This is a genomic window from Serratia sp. Ser99 (genome assembly GCF_024519545.1).
Classification (GTDB): Bacteria; Pseudomonadota; Gammaproteobacteria; order Enterobacterales; family Enterobacteriaceae; genus Serratia; species Serratia liquefaciens.
In genome coordinates this window covers 384,499-405,318 of sequence record NZ_JALJRT010000002.1, presented here as the reverse complement: position 1 = coordinate 405,318, position 20,820 = coordinate 384,499, and the positions used below count along the sequence as shown (strand labels likewise).

The window sequence follows — 20,820 nt, the reverse complement described above, 5'->3', positions numbered from 1 at the left end:
TGTTCCCCTGCGAATTAAGCCGATTTTACGTTAGCGAAGTTGATTGCCGGTTGCGGCAGGCCCAGGTTTTCACGCAGGGTTGAATACTGATATTCCTCGCGGAACAGGCCGCGACGGCGTAGCTCCGGGATCACCAGTTCGACGAACAGTTCCAACTGATTCGGCAATACCGCAGGCATGATGTTAAAGCCGTCGGCACCTTGCTGTTCCAGCCACAGCTGGAAGTCATCGGCGATCTCTTCGGCAGTTCCCACCACCACGCGATGCCCGCGCGAACCGGCAGCAACCGCCGCCAGTTCACGCAGCGTCAGGTTTTCGCGTGCCGCCAGATCGGTCAGCAGCTTCACCCGGCTTTGGCCGCCTTCGGTCGCGCCGACGTCCGGTACCGGGCCATCGAGCGGGAAGTCGCTAAGATCGAAGCCGAAGCGGGCGGAAAGCTGTTCGATGCCGTTATCGATATCCACCAGTTGATTGAGCTGATACCAGGTTTCCTGCGCCTCGGCTTTGGTGCGGCCCACGATCGGCATCACGCCCGGCAGGATCAGCAGGTGATCCGGGTTGCGGCCGGCATCGGCGACAAATTTCTTCTGGCTGCGATAGAAGGCCTGGCCTTCCTCCAGCGTGGCGGCGGCGGTAAACACCACCTCGGCGGTCTCTGCGGCCAGCTGTTGTCCGGCCGGCGAAGAACCGGCTTCGATGATCACCGGGCGCCCCTGTGGCGAACGGGCAATGTTCAGCGGGCCTTGCACCGAGAAGTGCTTGCCTTGGTGGTTGGCCGCGTGGATTTTCTCGTCAATGGCATACACGCCACTGTGCTTGTCACGTACGATAGCCCCTTCCTCCCAGCCGTCCCACAGCTTGTAGCTGGCTTCGAGAAACTCTCGTGCCACTTCATAACGCTCTGCGTGCGAAGGCAGATCGTCACGGCTGAAGTTACGTGCCGCGTCACTGGAGAATGACGTCACCACGTTCCAGGCGGCGCGGCCGTGGCTGATGTGATCGATAGAGGCCATGGCGCGCGCCAGGTGGAAAGGCTGGTCGAAAGTGGTGGAGGCGGTGGCCGCCAGGCCGATGTGTCGGGTTCTGACCGCCAGCGCCGCCAGCAGCGTCAGCGGCTCCAGGCGGGACAGGGTGGAAGGCAAGCGGTGCACGCTGGTCGCCAGCGCATCGCCGACGAAGAACATATCAAAGGTGCCTTCTTCGGCCTTTTGGGCGATCCAGGTGAACCAGTCAATGTCCGTAGGCGAGCCGCTGGCCCCTTCGGCACGCCAGCCGCCGACGTGATGGCCCAGAGCTTGAACAAACAGGCCGAGACGTAATTGACGCGATGGTGTTGAAGGTGAAGTACTCATAATTATTCCTATATTTATTATTGGTTTAATAATTCGATTAAACGGCTCAGCGCGGCGGGCTGCGTTAGCGCGCAGTCCTCGATCACGCGGTCACCGTTCAAATGCGGCAGCAATAGCAGGATGCTGCGCAGTTTCGCACCGACGTCGGTCTGTCGGGCGGCGGTTTGCTTTCTTGTGACAATGTCACTTAACTGGCGGCCGTCGTGCAGCGTTAGCGTGACGCGGTGGAAGCGTAACTCCGCATCCAGCTCGTCTGGCGGTGCCGTCAGGTCGGCATGGCGTTCAACCCGTGCCGCCAGGGCTGAAATATTTGGGTCAACGGGGGCCTCACCGTAGTGCATTAGCGGCACGCTGCCGCTGTACAACGCATCGGCGATGACGTATTCCAGGCTAAAACGCGCCTCAACGCCGGTTGACGGGCGGCGAATATAGGGAGCGGTATCGGCACCGGGTGGAAAACTGACCTGGATCTTGGCGATGGCAGCGGAAATATCCTCGACGGCAATGCCTTGTTCGAGCAGGCGTTCGCGCAGGATAAATGCGGCCTCCGCAGCGCTGTGGGTACCGCCGCAGGTGGGATAGCGTTTAAATTCCAGCCCCGGTTGCAGGATACGCCACGGCGCCCCCCAATCGGCCGTCAACAGCTCGGGCCGCTGCCGTCCGTCGCCATGCGAGCTCAACAGGCTGTCTATCACGCCTTCCGGCTGCCCGGCAAAACCCAGTTGCGCCAGCAGCACGGCATTGACTGCCGCCCGAGCGGCGATCCCTGCGTGCAACGGCTTGGCGGCTGACCCGAACTGACTGCGCAGCCCAGCGGCCTGGGTGGCCGCCAGCCCAAGGGCGATCTGCGTTTGGTGCAGCGTGAGGTGTAAATAGCGTGCCGCCGCCGCAGTGGCGGCAACGGCACCAAGGGTGGCAGTGCTGTGAAATCCCAACTGATAGTGCTGAGTACCGGCAGCCAGCCCCAGTCGCCCGGCTGCCTCTACGCCAATGACATAGGCGGTCAGTAGCGCGTCAACGTCGGGGTTATCGTCGGTCAATGCCAGCAGCGCAGAGAGCACCACCGTGCTGGGGTGCCCGCGCAGCGCGGGGTGATAATCGTCAAAATCCAGCGAATGGCTGATATAGCCGAAATAGAGCGCACGGTTCTCGGCACTGGCAGGCGGGAACACTTTTTTTACCGCTGCCAGGCCGCTGTCGGTGAGTACGCCCTGGGCGATCGGCAACGCGCAGGCAAAATAATCTATCAGCCCAAGGCGGGCGGCCGACAGGGCTGATGCTTCGGGCCGGCTATCCAGCACCAAATGGGCAAATTGAGCGGTTATGAGCGATGACAAGATATAAAACCTGATTTTTTATGCGGTTATGCGCCGGCCTGCGATTCAGATTTCATTGTGTGGCGATTTCATTAGCCCCGAAAGAACGAACGGAAATTTCATATTTCAAAATGGAATATGGTGGATGCCGATCCCGGCAATAAAGCTGGCTCAATACCGCGGGGCATCTGGCTTAGTCATTTTAAGGCAAAGCAAAGTCGCCATTTGGCTTAAGAAAAAAGGGCGCTAAAGCGGGAAAAGTTGTTCACTCAGCAGATCGATAAACACCCGCAGTCGGGGCGTCAGGTGCTTGCTGGAGGGCCAGAGAATTTTAAAGCTGCCCGTGTGCCGGCAATGCGCACCGAGCAGTTGCTGAAGACGTTGCTCAGCCAGCGACTGCTTTACCGCAAAGTCAGGCAGGCAGGCAATGCCCTGGCCCTGTTCTGCCAAATAGATCAGCGTATCGACGCTGTTGCACACTGCGCTTGCATGCAGACCGTCGCCGAGCATTTTATCCCAGTCCATTACCGGCCAGGCTTCGACTTTGCCGGTGGTGGGGAATTTGTACAGCAAGCAGGCGTGCTGACGCAGATCGTCCGGGCATTGTGGTGTGCCGGCCTGACGCAAATAGGCGGGCGAAGCGACCAGTTGCAGATGAAAACTGCCCAGTTGGCGGCTCATTAATCTTGAGTCTTCCGTTTCCCCAACACGGATCACCGCGTCGAATCCTTCCTCGATTACCTCAACACGACGGTCGGAAAAGTCCAGTTCAAGTTCAATTTCGGGATATCGACGAATAAACGTCGCCAGCACCGGGTTGAGCAGTCCGCCGACCAGGGGCAAGCTGACGCGAAGTTTGCCACGCGGGGCGCTGCGAGTGTCGCTGAGTTCCTGTTCCGCCGCTGCCATTTCTCCGAGGATCCGCTGGCAACGCTGCAAGAAAAGCCGACCTTCGGCCGTCAAAGTCATGCTGCGGGTACTGCGATGGAACAATCGCACGCCCAGACGGGCCTCCAATCGGGCAACGCTTTTACCGATTGCCGAAGCGGATACGCCCAACAGGCGTCCGGCCTCGACAAAACTGAGCGCTTCTGCCGCCTGAACGAAGGCGGAGATCCCGGCCAGATTATCCATCTCGTGCCTCCTATTACGGACGTTAATGTCCGTTATGAAGGGAAATCTAGCCTGTTTTTCTTCTTTTCGCCACAATCTATCCTCGGGGTTGACAGAATTCGCTGTCAACCTGAGGTATGGCTAATGAATAAATACAAACTTGATGCCAAGGCTATTGATAAGGTCATCGATCTGGCGCTGGAACAAAAACGGCTGGTGGGTGCAGTGGTGTTGGTGGCGTTGGGCGGCGAGCAGGTCTATCGTCGTGCGGCCGGTATGGCGGATCGAGAGGCGGGCAAACCGATGCGCATCGATGCGCTGTTTCGCTTGGCTTCGGTCTCCAAACCGATCCTGTCCACGGCGGCACTGGTGCTGATGGCTCAAGGGCGTTTACGGCTTGAAGACCCGGTGGTGCGCTGGCTGCCGTCGTTCCGGCCGCGTACGCCGGACGGCCAGCAACCCTTAGTGACCGTACGTCATCTGATGACCCACACCGCAGGGCTGAGTTACCGCTTTTTCCAACCTGAGCATGGATCCTATGCGCAGGCGGGAGTTTCCGACGGTATGGATGACGATCCGCTTAGCCTGGCGGAAAATGTGCGTCGTATTGCCTCGGCTCCTCTGCAGGCAGCACCAGGAACCGAATGGCGCTACTCGATTGCCACCGATGTGCTGGGTGCGGTGATTGAACAAGCCAGTGGTTTGCCGTTGGCACAAGCGGTGGCACATCTGGTGACCGGACCGATGGCGATGCGAGATACCGGGTTCAGTACCCACGATGCGCAGCGGCTGACAGTGGCTTACGCTAACCATTACCCCGAGCCCCGGCCTCTGCAACAACCGGATCGCATCGAGTTTATTGACGGCACCGACGGTTTTAAGCTTTCACCTGCCAGGGCGCTGGATGCCAGCGCCTATGCGTCAGGCGGGGCCGGCATGGTAGGTTCGGCGGAAGATTTTCTGCGTTTGCTGGAAACCCTGCGTCGGGGCGGCGCACCATTGCTGCCCGAAGAGTGGGTAACGGTCATGACCAGCAACCAGATCGGCGATTTACCGATGCCATTCTGGCCGGGGCGCGGTTTTGGGCTGGGGATCACCGTATTGAAAGATCCGCGGGCGGCCCAGACGCCGGAATCGGTAGGTACCTGGCGTATGGGCGGGACGTACGGCCATTCCTGGTTTGTCGATCCGGCCCGGCAGCTCAGCGTCGTGGCTTTTACCAATACCGCGCTGGAAGGGATGGCGGGAGCATTTGTCGGGGAACTCTGCCAGGCGGTATATGACGGATTACCGCTTCTCGCAGGAGACCAATGATGATGAAAATCCTGTCGCCGATTTTTTTCATTGCCCTGGGGCTGTTCGGTGTGTACTGCATCGAATTTGGCGTGGTGGGCATATTACCGCTGATCATGGAACGTTACGCAATTTCAGCCTCGCAGGCAGGGTGGCTGGTGGGGGTTTTCGCGATAACGATTGCTTTGCTGGGGCCACTGTTGGTGCTGTTGGCCTCACGGTTTAACCGTAAGCGCATGCTGCTGATTTCACTGGCCGTATTTGTCGTGACCAGTGTGCTCTCGGCTTATGCGGCCAGTTTCGGCTCCCTGCTGGTGTTGCGCATTTTACCGGCGCTGTTCCACCCGATATATTTCGCGTTGGCGATGGTGGCGGCGGCTTCGTTGTATCCCCAACAGCAGGTGACGCGGGCGACGGCTTATGCTTTTGTCGGCACCAGTATGGGCATGGTGCTGGGGATCCCCTTGACGCATTGGATCGCCGGGCAGTTCAGCTATGAGGCCTCTTTCCTGTTTTGTGCCCTGGTTAACCTGCTGGCGGGTATCGGCTTATTTTTCTGCCTGCCTGATAGTGCCCCCCAGCGAATGGAATATGGCAAGCAGTTGGCAATATTGCGCAGCGGTGCGCTGTGGCTGAATATTCTTGCCTGTGTGCTGATCTTCGCTGCGATGTTTTCCGTTTATGCCTATGCCACCGAATACCTGAGTGGTGAAATCGGCATCAGTGGACCAAGGGTTGGCTTGCTACTGGTGATTTTTGGCTTGGGCGGCGTGTCCGGCAATCTGCTGGCGGGGAAATTACTGAACCGTCACCGGTTCGCGGCCACCTTATTGCACCCAGTGGTGCTGGCGCTGGCTTATGGGTTGCTGTATCTGTACGGCAGCACCCATCTGGGCACGATGATCGTTCTTTGCCTGTTTTGGGGGGCGGCGCATACCAGCGGTTTGATAGTGACACAAATGTGGCTGACGGCCGAAGCGCCGCAGGCACCGGAATTCGCCACCGGGCTGTATATTGCCTTTATCAATCTGGGGGTGGCGTTGGGTTCGGTGGTCAGCGGCGGCTTTATTGATGCCGTGGGGCTGCAGGGCATCATGCTCTCCGGTGGGGTGTTCGCGGCGCTGGCGACGGTGACGATCGCGTTTAAAATCAGGCTCTACCCTCGAATCGGCGCCGCAGTGACTCACGGCGTCACTTAATCATTGCCATAACGCGTTGGAACAGGATGCTGTCGGGGTTGGCCAACTCGTTAACCAGCGTGAAATGGTTGTTGTGCCGATCTTCCAGCAGCGCCACATTCAGCCCTTTTTCTCGGCAGGCGGCGAAGTAAGCCAGCGTCTGGTTTCTGAACCCCTGGGTTTCTTTGGCGCCGACGTCGAGCAGGATCTGCGGCGCATGCGCCTTTTCCGGCAGCATAAACAGCGGGCTGAGGGTTGCCGCCTGCTCAGGCGTCAGGCGCATCCAGTCATTGATGTAGATATCGCACAGCGGTCGTATGTCGTACAGGCCGCTCAGCGCCAGCGCCCCTTTGATCACGTTGACGGGCACCTGATACAGGTGCTGCCAGTCATCGGCAATCAGCATGCCACACAGGTGGCCGCCGGCCGAGCTGCCGCTGACGAAGATGCGTTCTGGGTCGATGCCGTACTGGCCGGCGTGGTGGTAAAGCCAGGCTATTGCGCTACGAACCTCTCGGACGATTTCTGCCAGCGTGGCTTCAGGTTGCAAGGTGTATTCCAACGTAGCGACCGCTACGCCATGCTGGGTGAAAGTTGCCGCCATCGAACAGGCTTCTTCCTTACGCTGGGAGTGCCAATAACCGCCGTGAATAAACACCAACAGCGGTGACGGTTGTCTGGCGGCAGGGAACAAGTCCAGGCGCTCGGCGACGCCCATCCCGTAGTGGATATCGTAAATCCCCGGCGTCTGCGCTTTGGCCTGCGTGGCCAGTTGTTCATATTGCGCCATACAGGCGTCAAAATCTTCTACCGAGGCACGGGCGTTGTACTGCACGGCGCGCATCGACAGATCGTCAAACAGCAGGTCGATTTTCATTATCTATCTCTCCTTGAGGGGGTGTCCTCATCATCTACCTGAAGCCGTTTTGACGTTTGCTTCTTAATGCGGGTACAGGTCCGCCGTGACATGGCGCCTGGTGCACTAATAAACTGCATTTGCTGCGCCTTCCGCCTGCTCTCTGGACGGCATAGGCTACTGACAGGTTCTTTCAGGAGTCAGCAACATGAAGTCAATAACCCAACACGCCAGCCCGCCAGTCAATTTGCGTGGGATCCTTGCCAGCCTTTCTTTGTCGATGCTGGTTTCCTCGCTGGGCGCCAGCATTGCCAACGTGGGCTTGCCGACGCTGGCGCAGGCGTTCAACAGCTCTTTTCAGGCGGTACAATGGGTAGTTATCGTCTACCTGCTGGCCGTTACCACGTCGATTATTGCCATGGGCCGCTTGGGGGACAGGATGGGGCGCCGCCGCCTGTTGCTGACGGGGATTGCTCTGTTCACCCTGGCGTCCGGATTGTGTGCTTTTGCGCCGGACATCTGGCTATTGTTGGCGGCGCGCGTTGCGCAAGGTTTGGGAGCGGCCGTCATGATGGCAATGACCATGGCGCTGGTTGGTGAGACGGTGGGTAAAGAAAATACCGGCCGTGCCATGGGATTGCTGGGCAGCATGTCGGCCATCGGCACGGCGCTTGGCCCTTCGCTGGGGGGCGCACTGATATTGGCTTTCGGCTGGCGGGCGATGTTTCTGGTCAACATACCGGTGGGCGTAGTGGCTTTTCTGCTGGTTTATTGCTCCCTGCCGCAGGATGAACGGCAACGGCAAAAAGAACGCGGTCGGTTTGACTGGGCAGGGACCTTACTGCTTGGGGTAACGCTGGCCTGCTATGCGCTGTCGATGACGTTGGGGCGCGGTGACTTTGGCGTCGTTAACCTGACGTTGTTGTTGGGCGCGGCGCTGGGGATGGGGTTATTTGTCCGGTTGCAAAAGCGCACGGCGCTTCCCCTGATCCAGTTGGCGCTGTTCCGCCAACCGGGGCTGAGCGTCGGGTTGGCGATGAGTGCGCTGGTAATGACCATCATGATGACGACGCTGGTGGTAGGGCCATTTTATCTGACGCATGGGCTGGGTTTGGCGGTTGGGCAAGCGGGACTGGCGATGTCGGCGGGGCCGATAGTGGCCGCATTGCTCGGGGTACCGGCCGGTCGGTGGGTGGATCGCTTCGGAGCGCAAAGGATCACTTTGATGGGGCTGACGACCATGGCTGTCGGGGCAGGCATCATGTCGATGATGTCGCTGAATCAGGGCGTGTTCGGCTACGTGGCACCGCTGTGCCTGATGACGCTGGGTTATGCGCTCTTTCAGGTCGCCAACAATACGGCCTTGATGAAGCATGCCGCCCCCGAGCAGCGTGGGGTGATCTCGGGCATGATCAACCTCTCGCGCAACCTTGGGTTGATCACCGGCGCATCGGCTATGGGGGCGTTATTTATGTTGGCAACCCACACCGGCGATATCAAGTTGGCTTCGTCGCACGCCGTTGCAAATGGCATGCAGATTACCTACCTGGTCGCCGGTGCGCTGGCGGCGTTTGCGCTGGTGATGGCTGCCAGAAACGGTGGCGTCCGCCCGCACGAGGATGATTACAGCAGGTCGCCCCGGTAGGCGATATGAATTTTGTTGCCGTCCGGATCGCGGAGATAAGCGCCAAAATATCCCTTGCCGTAATGGGTCCGCTCGCCGGCTTCACCTTCCGATGTGCCGCCCGCCGCCAGCCCGGCGGCATAGGCTTGCCGAACCTGTTGTTCATTCTGGGCGGTGAACGCCACCATACTGCCGTTGCCGGCACTGGCCGGCTGTCGGTTATAAGGTTGGTAGGCGTAAAAACGCGGCAATGTCCGGTCAGGCAATACCCAGCAACGAGCCCCGGGGCCGCCATCGGGCGTGACCGGGCGTTGCTTGAGTCCCAGTGGCAGCAAAATCGCATCGTAAAATGCGGCGGCTTTGTCCAGATCGCTGACGCCTACGGTGATATGACTAAACATAGTTTCCCTTATTTGTCCCTGCTTACACGTTGCCTCACTTTAGGCCTGATAGCCCAAAAAATAAACAACGCGGCGCTGGATTTTTAGCCTAGATATTCAATGATCGACAAACCGCCGTTGTAATCCGTGCTGTAAATGATCCCCTGAGCGTCGACAAATACGTCGCACGACTGAATAACCTGCGGACGATCAGGGCGTGTGTCCATCATCCTCTGCGGCGCAGCGGGAACCAAAGCGCCGGTTTCCTTCGGTTGATAAGGGTTGCTGATGTCGTAAGCGCGAACGCCGGCATTTTGGTAAGTGGCGAAAATCAGCGTCGAACTGATAAAGCTGCCAGGACGGTTCTCATGCAGATTATGGGGGCCGAAGTGTGCGCCTTTGCTGACGTAATCGCGTTCATCCGGCTGTGGGAAGGTCGCGATGCTCACCGGGTTGGTCGGTTGGCGAATATCAAACAGCCAGATCAACTTTTCGCCGTCCTGCTGGTTGTCGAGCACCGCCTCATCCAATACTACCAGCAGGTCCCGATCCGGTAGCGGTAGTGCGGTGTGGGTGCCGCCGCTAAACGGCGGGCTCCAGTTGCGATGGGCAATTAACTGCGGTTGACTGCGGTCCTTGATATCCAACAGGGTTAGCCCCCCGTCGCGCCAGCTGGCATAGGCGGTATCGCCGCTGATGATCGCATGGTGCAAAGCGTAGCGCTTGCCCTCCGGCCAGTTGGGCGTTTCACCCCCGGCGCTGTGCATACCCGGTAGCCACCAACGCCCGGCGATTTGCGGATGACGAGGGTCGGCCAGATCGACGGTCAAAAAAATGTAGTCGCTGTAGCCGTCGATCAGCGCCGAAACGTAAGCCCAGCGCCCGCCCACGTACCAGATGCGGTGTACGCCGATGCCTTCCAGCGCCAGAAAACCAATCTCCCGTGGCCGGTCCGGGGTGGAAATATCGAAAATACGCATCCCGGCGCTCCAGCCGCGGAGATCGCTGCTCGATACCGTCTGGCTGATGGCGCGGGTGTAATAGACTTTTTCATCGGCAAAGCGGACGTCGGCAAATAAATCCCGGGCGTTAATCACCAGCAGCAAATCGTCATGCGCCTGTAAATGCACATTCCAGGTGCCGGGTGGCGCAGGGACAAAGCCGGCGGGTTTCGGATCCTTCGCATCGCGTACGTCGACGATGGAAAAGCCCTGCGAAACCATGTGGCCGATATAGGCATAGCCCCGATGAACCATCACCTGTACGCCGTCCGGCCTGCCGCCCTGATCGCTGTGACCGATCAGCCGCATATTGCGGCTGTATTCGGGCTGCACAAGGGGTTGCGTTGCCATCACCGCTCCTTATTTCTTAGCCTGTTGCGCTTCAAGCGTGGCGAACCAGGGGGCGATGAAATCGTCTGATTTACCCCAGTTCGGGATCACTTTCGCCAGCGAGGCGACGTTGGTGGCCGCCGGATGGCTGAGCAACAGGGCCTGCGGGATTGCCGCAGCTTTAAATTCATAGGTTGCAGGGGTTTTCTCGCCGCCAATTTTATTGGCCACCAGGCGCAGGTTAACGGCGCCGATCAGCTTGGGATCCACCGCCACGCTGAGCTTCCAGGCGCTGTCTTTAGCGCGCATCAGCGCCAGATCCTGGTTGGAGATATCGATACTGTAGAGTTTGATTTCGGTACGGCCATTCTCCTGCAAGGCCTTGTAGGCCCCCTGGCTAAACGCATCCCAGGTACCCCAAATGGCATCGATTTTGCCTTTTGGGTATTTGGCCAGGATCGCGCCAATTTTGTTGGCCGTATCGCCCTGAACGTCGGAGGACACCGCACCGATGGATTCCAGCTCTTTGATGCCGGGCTGTTGTTTAAGCAGTTTCTGGTACTGCGCCTGACGTCGCTCCATGGGCGGGAACCCCGCGACCCATAGCTTGATGATATTCGCCTGACCGTTGAAATCTTTTACCAGTTGGCCAAACGAAAGATCGGTCAACGAAGCGTCGTCCTGCTGGGTAATGGTCACGCCCGGAATTTCGCCCTGCACGGCGGTATCAAAGGCGGCCACCGCGATGCCGCTGTCGGCGATGCGTTTGAGCAGGGCGGTTGAGTAAGGATCGCGCCCCTGAGACAGAATAATGCCGTCGTACTTCTGGCTAATGGCCTGATTGACGAAGTCCTGGAATTTGGCGTCGTCGCCGTTGGTCAGGAAGGTATTGACCTGAAAGCCGAGCTTGCGGCCTTCCTGCACCGCCCCGGATACGAACTGCGTGGTATTGTCGTCAGAACCCAAATTGCGGATCACCGCAATGCGGATCGGCCCCTGATGATTCGCTATCGCTGCCGGGATTGGGGCGGCAGTGGGGGCGGATAGTGCCGGAAACACGGCGAACAGGCTGAGCGCCAGAAGTGAGGTGTTGAACAATTTCATTGAGTTTTACCCTGCATGGTTAAGCATCATTAAAAAGCGAGAGGACAATTCATCGTCACCATTGGGATGGCTTTTTATTGAAAGGATGAATTGAGGCAGCCAGTTTCCATGGCCGACCGGCGGATGACAATGAACGAAAAAACATAAGCTAATGCAAAAGAGTATTAGTGATTGGCGTCCTCGCCCCTATGATGGTAATAGCTGATAAAATAAGGACTTGAGCATGAGTGATAACTCCATCCGCGTGGTCGTCGGCCCCGCCAACTATTTTGCGTTCCCCGGAGCCATTGACCAACTGGCGCAGTTTTATTCCCCGCAACAGCTGAGCAAGGCGCTCTGGGTGTACGGTGAGCGCGCATTGGCGGCGGCAAAACCCTGGTTACCGGCGGTATTCGACGATGCCGATGCTCGTCGGGTGCTGTTTAACAACCACTGCAGCGAGAGCACCGTGCTGGATATCGTGCGCCAGGCTGGCGCGGATCGGCAGGTGGTGATTGGCGTTGGCGGCGGTGCAGTGTTGGACACGGCCAAAGTGGTGGCCCGTCGCTTAGGGCTGCCGCTGGTGGCGATCCCGACCATTGCCGCCACCTGTGCCGCCTGGACGCCGCTCTCGGTGTGGTACAACGACCAGGGGCAAGCATTGCGCTATGAGATTTTCCATGATGCCAACCATCTGGTGTTGGTCGAGCCGGAAATTATCCTGCGTGCTCCGAAGGAATACTTGCTGGCTGGGATCGGTGACACCCTGGCGAAATGGTATGAAGCGGTGGTGCTGACTCCGCAGCCGGAACGTTTGCCGTTAACCGTGCAACTGGGCCTCAATACCGCACTGACGCTGCGCGACGTATTGCTCAACCAAAGCGAGGCGGCGTTGCAGGCACAGGCGCAAGGACAATTGAGTCAGGACTTCCTTAATGTGCTGGAGGCGATTATCGCCGGTGGTGGTTTGGTGGGGGGACTGGGCGATCGCTATACCCGCATCGCCGCTGCACATTCGGTGCATAACGGGTTGACCGCGCTACCGCAAACCGATGCCTTCTTGCATGGCACCAAGGTGGCGTACGGCATTCTGGTGCAGAGTGCACTGTTGGGGCAACCGGAAACCGTGGCGCAACTGATTGCGCTTTACCGGCGACTGGATTTACCGGTCAGTCTGGCAGCGCTGCAGGTGGATATCCACGATGAAGCGCAAATTAAACGGCTGACCGAACGCACCCTGCAGCAGGGGGAGTCGATTCACCTGCTGCCGATCACGATCAACGATTCCAGCTTGCGCACTGCGCTTAGCTTTGTGGAGTCACAGCATCGTTGAGGGGTACGGATGGCGCTGGGTGTGCGCCATCTGACGTCAGGCGTTGTCCACCCGAGGATTGGAGTGGGTCGGCTGGCTGGGATACTCCACCTGGTGCTTGTGCAGATAGTCACGTATCAACTGACGGATCACCTGAGAGGGGGTCACGTCCTGTTGCAGACAGAGTTCTTCCAGGGCTTTTTTCTTGTCTGGGTCGATGAGGACGGTCAGACGCGCCGTTTTCTTTTCCATGGTGATTGCTCCAGAGGATGATAATCAAATGATAATAGCAGGGCGGCAATACCGCCTCAGCTAAAGTGCAGCCGTTCAATTTTGCGTGACAGGTAGCGAAGATCGCAGCTAAAGCTTGGCCCGACCTCAGCGGAAAGGCGGCGCAGCAGGCTGAGTGGCGTTTCGGTATTGGCAAGCGCAGCGTAGATAATCACGTTGCCGCTGGGTGCCACGCAGTACAGAACCGTGTTAAACACCCGGTGTAAGCTGTGATACAGCAGTGAGCCCTCATCCGGCACTTCATGGTAGTTCAGTACTAACCAGCCCGGATCCGAAAGCCGCTCGGCGCACTGCGCCAAAAAGGCCTGTGTGCCCTGTTGCGGATCCATGGTAAAGGCGCTGTAGAGGTCGGAAAAAATCAGGTCATAGCGCCGCTGGGCGGGGGCTCGCAAGAAATCAGCGGCATCGGCGATGTGCATGGTGATGTTATGAACGGTAGGCAAAGTGAAGTATCGGCGGGCGACGGACACCACCGCCTGGCGTAATTCCACCACTTCCAACAGCATATTGGCATCATAGGCGTGCAGCGCCCGCACCAGGCCACCGCCGCCCAGCCCCAGGATCAGTGCCGAGGCGGGGGGCTGCCAGGCGACTGCCATCAGCATGGTTTTGATGTAGTTATGAACCGGCACCTGCGGCGCGCTGATGCACATTTTGCTCTGTTCGCAGATACCGTCAAAACGCAGGGTGCGGTAACCTTTGTGATCGGAGACGATAATTTCGCCGCAGTGATCCAACTCCCGTGCAATCACCTGACCGCGAGGGGAGAAATCCAGGCTATTTAGCAGCTTATCAACCAATGACATAGTAGTTTCGTCGAGCCTCCATCCTAAAAAGGCAGCCTTACTTACGGGCGCACATAAATTCTGCGGTACAGATCCTGCGGCCATTGACCGACGCACGGCCAGAGAATCGGGCAATGCCGGAGCGCTGTCGGACAAATGTCACTTCCATACAGAGTTGGTCACCGGGCCGTGCCGAACGATAGAAACGGGCGCGATGGATGGCCGCAAAATAGTAATGCTCGCCTGGCAGCAACGGGCTGAGAAAATAATGTGCCAACAGACCGGTGGTTTGCGCCAACGCTTCCACCATCAATACGCCGGGAAACACCGTCATCTGATGATGGCCGGTCCAGAATGTCGGTTCGTTGGCGGTGATATTTTTGATGGCGCTAAGGCGGCCTTCGGCAATGCAAGTGCCAGCAGGCAGGATGCGGTCAACCAGCAGACAGGGAAAACGGTGTGGCAGGATAGATTGAACATCCTGGTACTGCAGTGGATTACCATTTAGCGGCATGTGTGTTTCGGATCCTGTCAGCGGGCAAAGCTCAGCTTGCGTGGGCCTCTGTGCCGGTCGAAGTGTAATGACATTATAATGTTATTATCATCAGATGCACCAAATGAAAGCCTTCTGGGTTGAAAAACAGCGAATAACGTCAGCCGATTCAAACGCCAGTAATTACAACTTGTTGAAGATATTGCGTGTTTCGAGGGGGAGGAAGTTAGCCGCCAGCAGGAGAGCGGCGGCTAAGGGGGATCAGTTTTTGTAGCGCGTCAGCTTATCGAGGTAGCCCATCACAAAAGCCGAAAGGACAAAGGTCAGGTGGATGATCACATACCACATCAGCTTGTTGTCCGGCACGTTTTTGGCGTCCATAAACACCCGCAGCAGGTGAATGGAGGAAATGGCGACAATCGAAGCGGCCACCTTGTTCTTTAATGAGGTGGCATCCATCTTGCCCAGCCAGCTCAGTTTCTCTTTGTTTTCGCTGATATCCAGCTGCGAAACAAAATTTTCATAGCCCGAGAACATCACCATCACCAGCAGGCCGCCAACCAGCGCCATATCGACCAGCGAGAGCAGCGTCAGAACCAGATCCGCTTCGGCTATGGAGAAAATGTTCGGCAGAACATGGAATATCTCCTGGAAAAATTTAATCGACAGCGCCAGCAAGGCCAGGGACAGGCCGAAGTAAACCGGGGCAAGTAGCCAACGGGAGGCATACATGGCATTTTCTAGAAAGCGTTCCATAGTCATCTGAGTTCGTTACAAAAAGTGGGATACAGTATAACGCAAGAGGCCCGTCAAAAGGCAAGAGAGCCCGCGAGGATTGAAAGGGGATTTCGCCGGGATGAGGGAATGCCATGCGAAAGAAATAAGCCCCTTTAATCACTGCGTGTTTTTAAGCTATTTACTCCGCAAAAAAATATTTTATCAATATATATTGAGCTATCCGAAAATCAGACTAGCCTTTAAATGCTGCATGATGACATTGCAGTGGGTTTTTATATCGCGAGCGAATTATATATAACGGAAATGAATTAACCTAATGGAGATGGATATGGATAATTCCCTAAATGGAAAAACCAACGGTTGGGATAGTGTTAATGATTTGCTGAATTACCATAATAGAGGCAATGGTTTAACCATTAATAATAAGCCTTCTTTTGATATAGCAGCGGCAGGCAAGCAAATAGCGCGCAGTGAACAAACCTGGAATGGAACTCACGTCATCGGCCAAGGCGCCACCGTCACTTACTCCTTCCCGGATTGGGATTATAATCAGAGCAATTTAAATGGTCGCTTTGCCAGCCAAGACACCGGCCTTAGCGCCTTTACCGCCGATCAAAAAGCGCAGGCCAAGCTTTCCCTGCAGTCTTGGGCCGATGTGGCGAACCTTAATTTCGTCGAGGTAGCCCCAGGGCAAAAGTCCAACATTACCTTTGGTAATTATGAGGGCGACGGTCAGGCTTATGCGATTAAACCTTTTACCGGCGCAGGTACGGATTATCGCGGGCATAATACCGACGGTCAAAGCTGGTTCAATATTAATTACGACTATGCAGATCCCCGTGATGGTGTTTATGCCAATTTACATCCTGAATTGGGCAACTATGGCCGCCTGAGCATCACCCATGAATTGGGGCACACTTTGGGGTTGGATCACCCAGGGGTTTACAATGCCGGACAAAGCCCGAGTTATGCCAAGGCTACCTACGCCGAAGATACTCGCCAGTTCAGCGTGATGAGCTATTGGGATGAATCTGTCACCGGCGGCGATCACGGCGGTTATTATTCCGCGGCTCCGCTGGTCGATGATATTGCTGCCATTCAGTATTTATATGGTGCCAATACCACCACGCGCACCGGTGACACGGTATATGGATTCAACTCTAATTCCGGCAGAGATTTCTACACCGCGACGGACAGCAGCCAGAAACTGATTTTCTCCGTCTGGGATGCGGGCGGTAACGACACCCTTGATTTCTCAGGGTACTCGCAAGACCAGCGTATTAATCTGACCGAAGGCTCGTTCTCTGACGTTGGCGGATTGAAGGGCAATATTTCCATCGCCGTAGGCGCTGTCATCGAAAACGCCATTGGCGGTTCGGGGAATGATGTCATTGTCGGCAATGACGCCGCCAATATTCTTCAGGGCGGCGCGGGGAACGACGTTATTTACGGTGGCGGTGGGCAGGATCAGTTATCCGGTGGCAGCGGCAGTGATATTTTTGTTTTCTCCGCCGTGAGCGATTCACCGTTCAAATCGCCGGATAAGATCCTCGACTTTGAAACCGGTATCGACAAGATTGACCTCTCTTTCTTTAATCAGGGCGATAACGGTACAGACTTTATTCATTTCGTTGACAGCTTCAGCGGTCAGGCAGGTGAGGCCACGTTGACGTATAATTCACAAAGTGATTTTAGTGAATTGGCATTGAATATAAGTGGTCATGCGACACCGGACTTCCTGGTGAATATCGTAGGCCAGGAAAATACCGCCACTGATTTTATTGTTTAATTCTGTCACGGTGGGCTATGCCCACCATTTTATTACGGTTTTATTCCCCTGCGTCCCATAACGTCTCTTCGCCACGTCGGCTGCCGTCGCCGCTTTGTAAGGATTTCGTAAGCGGTTTGGAAGTATCTCATCAATGTATTTAATAAGGTTATAACGACGTTGCTTATGGTAAGCATTGTCATTATTATCAATTTACTGAGTCTGCGAAGAAAGACCTTTATTTTAGCATTATTAATTTCTTTTAATCTCTTTAACTCGGTTAAACCCGAGTGGCGAAGCAACTGCGAGCGAATACTAATAATTAATGCAGGGCTAACACATGTGCAGAACTTTTAATTGTCGGGGAATTATCGGGCATTCCGCCTTATGGGGTGCGTTAATCGCCAGTGCCTTTAACGCCAATGCGGAAGTTAAGAAAATATCATTAGAAAAGACCACGCAAAGTGAAGAAGAAATAACGGTAGTGGCGCCGGTTATTGAAAACAAATCGGGGACAATCACCACAATTACCGCGCAAGACATGCAGAAAAAAGGGGGCAATGATTTCGGTTCGATTATGCGCTACGAACCCTTGATCAGTGCCACCGGTGTCAGCGGGGGCTCATCATCGGGGAAAAGCGGTTTCGATCGCAGCGGGTATACCGGTTATAACATCCGTGGCCTGGAGAGCAATCGCGTCGGATTGGACGTCGACGGCATTCCACAGCCTGATGCCACCGGACGCAGCTACGTCAGCCGCGCCGGGCTCAATACCTTTGGCATCGGCAGGGACTATATCGACCCTTACATGTACGGCCAGGTGGAGATCGAATCGGGCGCAACCTCGATTGAACGCAGTAATACTTCTATTGGCGGCGCCGTTTCGTTTTTACCGAAATCAGCCGATCAGTACCTTTCCCCCACCAAACAGACCTACTTTGGTTACCAGAGCGATTACGATTCGTCCAATCGCAGCTGGCACAATGGCATTACCGCCGCTGCGGGCGATGAACAACTGCGCGGGGTGTTTGTTTACAGTCGCCGTGACGGCCAGGAAACGCGCAATAACAGCGGCACCCACCAGGCCTATCCGGCCAACTGGCACACCAATGCGCTGATGGCCTCCGGTATCTGGCAACCGAACGACGAACACAAACTCACGGGCACGGTGGATTACTATGACAAAACCAACCACACCCATTACGACAGTTGGAACTCGGCCGGCAGCGCCATTCTGGGGACCGCCCAACAGCAAAGCAATACGCGCCGTTGGGGAGTGAGCCTGAAAGATGAATGGACGCCGTACAACGATTTTGTCGATACCCTGACCTCAAAAGTCTATTACCAACAGACTCAGGCGCATGACAACACCTATATGCCCACCAGCACTGGCAGCATGGAACGGGTTTACTCCGACTACAACGTCAACACCTATGGTTTTGAAACCCAGATAGCCAAAACATGGGGACGGCACACGCTGAGCGGGGGACTCAATGCAAGGTTGACCGATACCGAGCGACCGTTCCGTGAAGAGCCTGCACCCAGTGCATTTACCGCCATCATGCAGCCGGAGTCCGACAGTCGCAGCTATGTGCTGGGCGGTTATGTGCAGGACAGGATCCAGTTTGATCTCGACGGGCACGGCTTTGCCGTGGTGCCGGGCGTGCGCGTGGCTCACCAAAGTACCAAGCCGCAGAACCTGAGCAGCCTGACTACCGGCAGCACGGTGCTGACGGAGTCCGAGTTGGAAACGCTGTACGGCAAAAGCAACACCGATACCCAGGTCCTGCCGTCACTCAGCTTCCAGTACAATCTGACGCCGACGTTGATGACTTATCTCCAGTACAAACGCGGTGCGCAGTTCCCGAACGCCAGCCAACTTTATGGCTCATGGAACCTCGGCTCCAGCTACGCAGGCACCGCGCAGTATGCGTTGATCGGTAACGCCGATCTGAATACCGAGACCAGCAATAACCTGGAATGGGGCGTGAAGGGAGAGGTTGTCGAAGGTGTGACCCTGCGCACCTCGCTGTTCTACAACACCTATAAAAACTTCATTGCCTATACCCGCTACCAGCGCGCCAGCAGTCCGGACAAGTTTGCTAACGTGCCGTCCAATATCTACACCATTTATCAGGCAGAAAACCGCGACAAGGCCTACATCTACGGGGGTGAAATCAGCACCCGGCTGAATTTTGGCACCTGGTTTGAGCAGGTTAACGGCCTGAGCACCAAATTTGCCCTGGGGTATAACCAGGGCAAGTCCAAGTCCAGTTACTCCGGCGATAAATATGTCGATATCGACAGCGTTGCGCCAATGAAGGCCATTGTCGGCGTGGCGTGGGACGATCCGGCGAAACGCTACGGCGCTGCGGTGACGGCGACCTTCGTTAAAGGCAAGCAGGCAACGGCCACCAACCGTGAAAGCTACAACAATGCCAGCGGCAGTACGCTCACCGACGCAACCACGGAATATTTGCGCGTACCGGGTTATGGCCTGGTGGATATGTCCGCGTACTGGCAGGTGGCCCGCAATGTGAAGCTGAGTGGCGGTGTGTATAACATCACCGACAGAAAATACCGTGACTACCTGAGCAGCCGCGAACTCACGGACTCGACTCAACAGGATGCTTACGATAATGCGTTGGCCGTTATGCCGGGAAGAACTTTCCAGTTAGGCGTAAACGTGGATTTCTAAGCCCATCCGGTGGATGAACCCATAACGTTCCTTATGCCGCCTTTTGTCAGTGAAGGGCGGCTTGGTCATCCATCTCCCGTTGAAGGAGACACCCCATGAAACTGTGGATTATCGGTTTGCTGGCACTGCCGTTTTCGCTCTGCGCCACCGAACGCGTGATCTCGATTGGCGGAGACGTCACGGAGATTGTTTATGCGCTTGGCGCCCAGCAAGCGTTGGTCGCACGCGACAGCACCAGCCTGCAACCGCCGCAGGCCACGGCGCTGCCCAATGTCGGTTATATGCGACAGCTCAATGCCGAAGGGATGCTGGCGATGAAACCCACGCTGGTGATCGCCAGCATGCTGTCACAACCCTCGATGGCGTTGCAGCAGGTCGAACAGGCCGGAGTAAAAGTCGTCACCGTGACAGGCAAACCTGAACTGAACGCGATCGACGAAAAGATAACCGCGATCGCCGCTATCCTGGGCCGCGAAAAAGAGGGGAAAGCCCTGCAGGCAGCGTTGGATCGCCAGCTCGCCGCGGTGCCGACGAACCCTCTGCCGGTCAGGGTGCTGTTTATCATGGCGCACACTGGGATCACGGCCATGGGGGCCGGCAGCGACACCGCCGCCGATGGCGCCATTCGCAGCGCCGGGCTGCAAAATGCCATGGGCGGCGTAGCACGTTATCAATCGTTAACCCAGGAGGGCCTGGTGGCCGCTGCGCCCCAGCTGCTGGTGATAGGCAAAGGCAGTTTGCGACGGATGGGCGGTGAGGCGAATATCTGGGCGCTGCCGGGATTGGCTTTTACCCCGGCGGGTCAACAACGGCGTCTGTTGGTGATTGATGATAATGCGCTGCTGAGTTTTGGCCTGGCCATGCCGGCGGCCATTGGCCAACTGCGTCAGGCGGCTCAAGCCGTAACCCCTTAAGCTTTCGTGCCTTTATTGTCTACGTGCCCTAATGAGCGCTCGGGGAAACAACGATCGCGTAAGCGCTGTTTCAATGCCGCCGCATCCGGAAAGCCGCCCTCGATTTTACGATCCCAAAGTACCACGCCGTCGACGGTGATTTCATAAATGCCGCCGGTACCGGGTACCAGGGTGACGGCGGCTAAATCGGTGCTGAAGGTGTGGAGCAACTCTTGCGCCATCCACGCCGCACGCAGCAGCCAGTTGCATTGCGAACAATAGTGAATGGTGACGGCAGGGGATGTTTTCATGGGCA

At 56.6% G+C, this 20,820-nt stretch carries 19 protein-coding genes; 7 read left to right on the top strand and 12 right to left on the bottom strand.

Annotation, left to right across the window (positions count from 1 at the left end):
* Positions 1–14 precede the first annotated feature (14 nt).
* The 3 genes from NR114_RS05950 to NR114_RS05940 all read right to left on the bottom strand — a co-directional run bounded on the left by NR114_RS05950 (position 15) and on the right by NR114_RS05940 (position 3,802).
* Positions 15–1,352, bottom strand: a complete 1,338-nt coding sequence (locus tag NR114_RS05950; protein ID WP_234530253.1) for an LLM class flavin-dependent oxidoreductase — start codon at positions 1,350–1,352, stop codon at positions 15–17.
* Positions 1,353–1,369: 17 nt separating this feature from the next.
* Positions 1,370–2,689 (bottom strand): MmgE/PrpD family protein, encoded by a 1,320-nt coding sequence (locus tag NR114_RS05945; protein WP_048758993.1) that lies wholly within the window; start codon positions 2,687–2,689, stop codon positions 1,370–1,372.
* A 225-nt stretch (positions 2,690–2,914) separates the two neighbouring features.
* The gene (locus NR114_RS05940) at positions 2,915–3,802 is read right to left on the bottom strand and encodes a LysR family transcriptional regulator (protein ID WP_048758992.1); all 888 of its coding nucleotides are present in this window, start codon (positions 3,800–3,802) and stop codon (positions 2,915–2,917) included.
* Positions 3,803–3,925: 123 nt separating this feature from the next.
* Here NR114_RS05940 and NR114_RS05935 point away from each other — a divergent pair, with 123 nt between their 5' ends.
* The gene (locus NR114_RS05935; protein ID WP_234530255.1) at positions 3,926–5,095 is read left to right on the top strand and encodes a serine hydrolase; all 1,170 of its coding nucleotides are present in this window, start codon (positions 3,926–3,928) and stop codon (positions 5,093–5,095) included.
* 2 nt (positions 5,096–5,097) lie between these two features.
* A complete protein-coding gene (locus NR114_RS05930; protein WP_234530264.1) occupies positions 5,098–6,273 on the top strand; it encodes an MFS transporter in 1,176 nt (391 codons plus the stop codon).
* Here NR114_RS05930 and NR114_RS05925 read toward each other — a convergent pair.
* Complete coding sequence (locus tag NR114_RS05925; protein WP_048758990.1) at positions 6,266–7,129, bottom strand: alpha/beta hydrolase; 864 nt, start codon at positions 7,127–7,129, stop codon at positions 6,266–6,268. The genes NR114_RS05930 and NR114_RS05925 overlap by 8 nt on opposite strands.
* A 187-nt stretch (positions 7,130–7,316) precedes the next feature.
* Between NR114_RS05925 and NR114_RS05920 the strand changes: the two genes are divergently transcribed.
* Positions 7,317–8,753 carry an MFS transporter gene (locus tag NR114_RS05920; RefSeq protein WP_234530258.1) on the top strand — a complete coding sequence of 479 codons (1,437 nt, stop codon included), beginning with the start codon at positions 7,317–7,319 and terminating at the stop codon, positions 8,751–8,753.
* Here NR114_RS05920 and NR114_RS05915 read toward each other — a convergent pair.
* From NR114_RS05915 to NR114_RS05905, 3 genes are all read right to left on the bottom strand, one after another.
* Positions 8,732–9,133 carry a VOC family protein gene (locus tag NR114_RS05915; RefSeq protein ID WP_020826842.1) on the bottom strand — a complete coding sequence of 134 codons (402 nt, stop codon included), beginning with the start codon at positions 9,131–9,133 and terminating at the stop codon, positions 8,732–8,734. The two genes, NR114_RS05920 and NR114_RS05915, sit on opposite strands and share 22 nt — an antisense overlap.
* Before the next feature lie 83 nt (positions 9,134–9,216).
* Positions 9,217–10,464, bottom strand: a complete 1,248-nt coding sequence (locus NR114_RS05910; protein WP_234530260.1) for an LVIVD repeat-containing protein — start codon at positions 10,462–10,464, stop codon at positions 9,217–9,219.
* 9 nt (positions 10,465–10,473) lie between these two features.
* Positions 10,474–11,547 (bottom strand): sugar ABC transporter substrate-binding protein, encoded by a 1,074-nt coding sequence (locus tag NR114_RS05905; RefSeq protein WP_020826844.1) that lies wholly within the window; start codon positions 11,545–11,547, stop codon positions 10,474–10,476.
* A gap of 223 nt (positions 11,548–11,770) precedes the next feature.
* On the opposite strand from NR114_RS05905, the gene NR114_RS05900 reads away from it, so the two are divergent.
* The gene (locus NR114_RS05900; protein ID WP_048758985.1) at positions 11,771–12,859 is read left to right on the top strand and encodes an oxidoreductase; all 1,089 of its coding nucleotides are present in this window, start codon (positions 11,771–11,773) and stop codon (positions 12,857–12,859) included.
* A gap of 36 nt (positions 12,860–12,895) precedes the next feature.
* Here NR114_RS05900 and NR114_RS05895 read toward each other — a convergent pair whose 3' ends face one another.
* The 4 genes from NR114_RS05895 to NR114_RS05880 form a co-directional block, all read right to left on the bottom strand.
* Positions 12,896–13,090, bottom strand: coding sequence for a ribbon-helix-helix protein, CopG family (locus tag NR114_RS05895; RefSeq protein WP_012145111.1), 195 nt, complete (start codon positions 13,088–13,090; stop codon positions 12,896–12,898).
* Positions 13,091–13,146: 56 nt separating this feature from the next.
* The gene (locus tag NR114_RS05890; RefSeq protein ID WP_234530262.1) at positions 13,147–13,935 is read right to left on the bottom strand and encodes a spermidine synthase; all 789 of its coding nucleotides are present in this window, start codon (positions 13,933–13,935) and stop codon (positions 13,147–13,149) included.
* 37 nt (positions 13,936–13,972) lie between these two features.
* Entirely contained in the window at positions 13,973–14,428 is a 456-nt protein-coding gene (fabZ, locus tag NR114_RS05885) for a 3-hydroxyacyl-ACP dehydratase FabZ (RefSeq protein ID WP_020826847.1), read from the bottom strand.
* A gap of 240 nt (positions 14,429–14,668) precedes the next feature.
* Positions 14,669–15,163 (bottom strand): TIGR00645 family protein, encoded by a 495-nt coding sequence (locus NR114_RS05880; protein WP_041414553.1) that lies wholly within the window; start codon positions 15,161–15,163, stop codon positions 14,669–14,671.
* 310 nt (positions 15,164–15,473) lie between these two features.
* Here NR114_RS05880 and NR114_RS05875 point away from each other — a divergent pair, with 310 nt between their 5' ends.
* The 3 genes from NR114_RS05875 (at position 15,474) to NR114_RS05865 (ending at position 20,525) form a co-directional block, all read left to right on the top strand.
* Positions 15,474–16,934 carry a serralysin family metalloprotease gene (locus NR114_RS05875; RefSeq protein WP_306219290.1) on the top strand — a complete coding sequence of 487 codons (1,461 nt, stop codon included), beginning with the start codon at positions 15,474–15,476 and terminating at the stop codon, positions 16,932–16,934.
* Between the two features lie 319 nt (positions 16,935–17,253).
* Positions 17,254–19,611, top strand: coding sequence for a TonB-dependent receptor domain-containing protein (locus NR114_RS05870; RefSeq protein WP_234531052.1), 2,358 nt, complete (start codon positions 17,254–17,256; stop codon positions 19,609–19,611).
* 95 nt (positions 19,612–19,706) lie between these two features.
* Complete coding sequence (locus tag NR114_RS05865; RefSeq protein ID WP_256813750.1) at positions 19,707–20,525, top strand: hemin ABC transporter substrate-binding protein; 819 nt, start codon at positions 19,707–19,709, stop codon at positions 20,523–20,525.
* Here the strand turns inward: NR114_RS05865 and NR114_RS05860 are convergent.
* Positions 20,522–20,815: a SelT/SelW/SelH family protein gene (locus tag NR114_RS05860; RefSeq protein ID WP_048758976.1), complete on the bottom strand. Its 294-nt coding sequence runs from the start codon at positions 20,813–20,815 to the stop codon at positions 20,522–20,524. The two genes, NR114_RS05865 and NR114_RS05860, sit on opposite strands and share 4 nt — an antisense overlap.
* Positions 20,816–20,820: the final 5 nt, after the last annotated feature.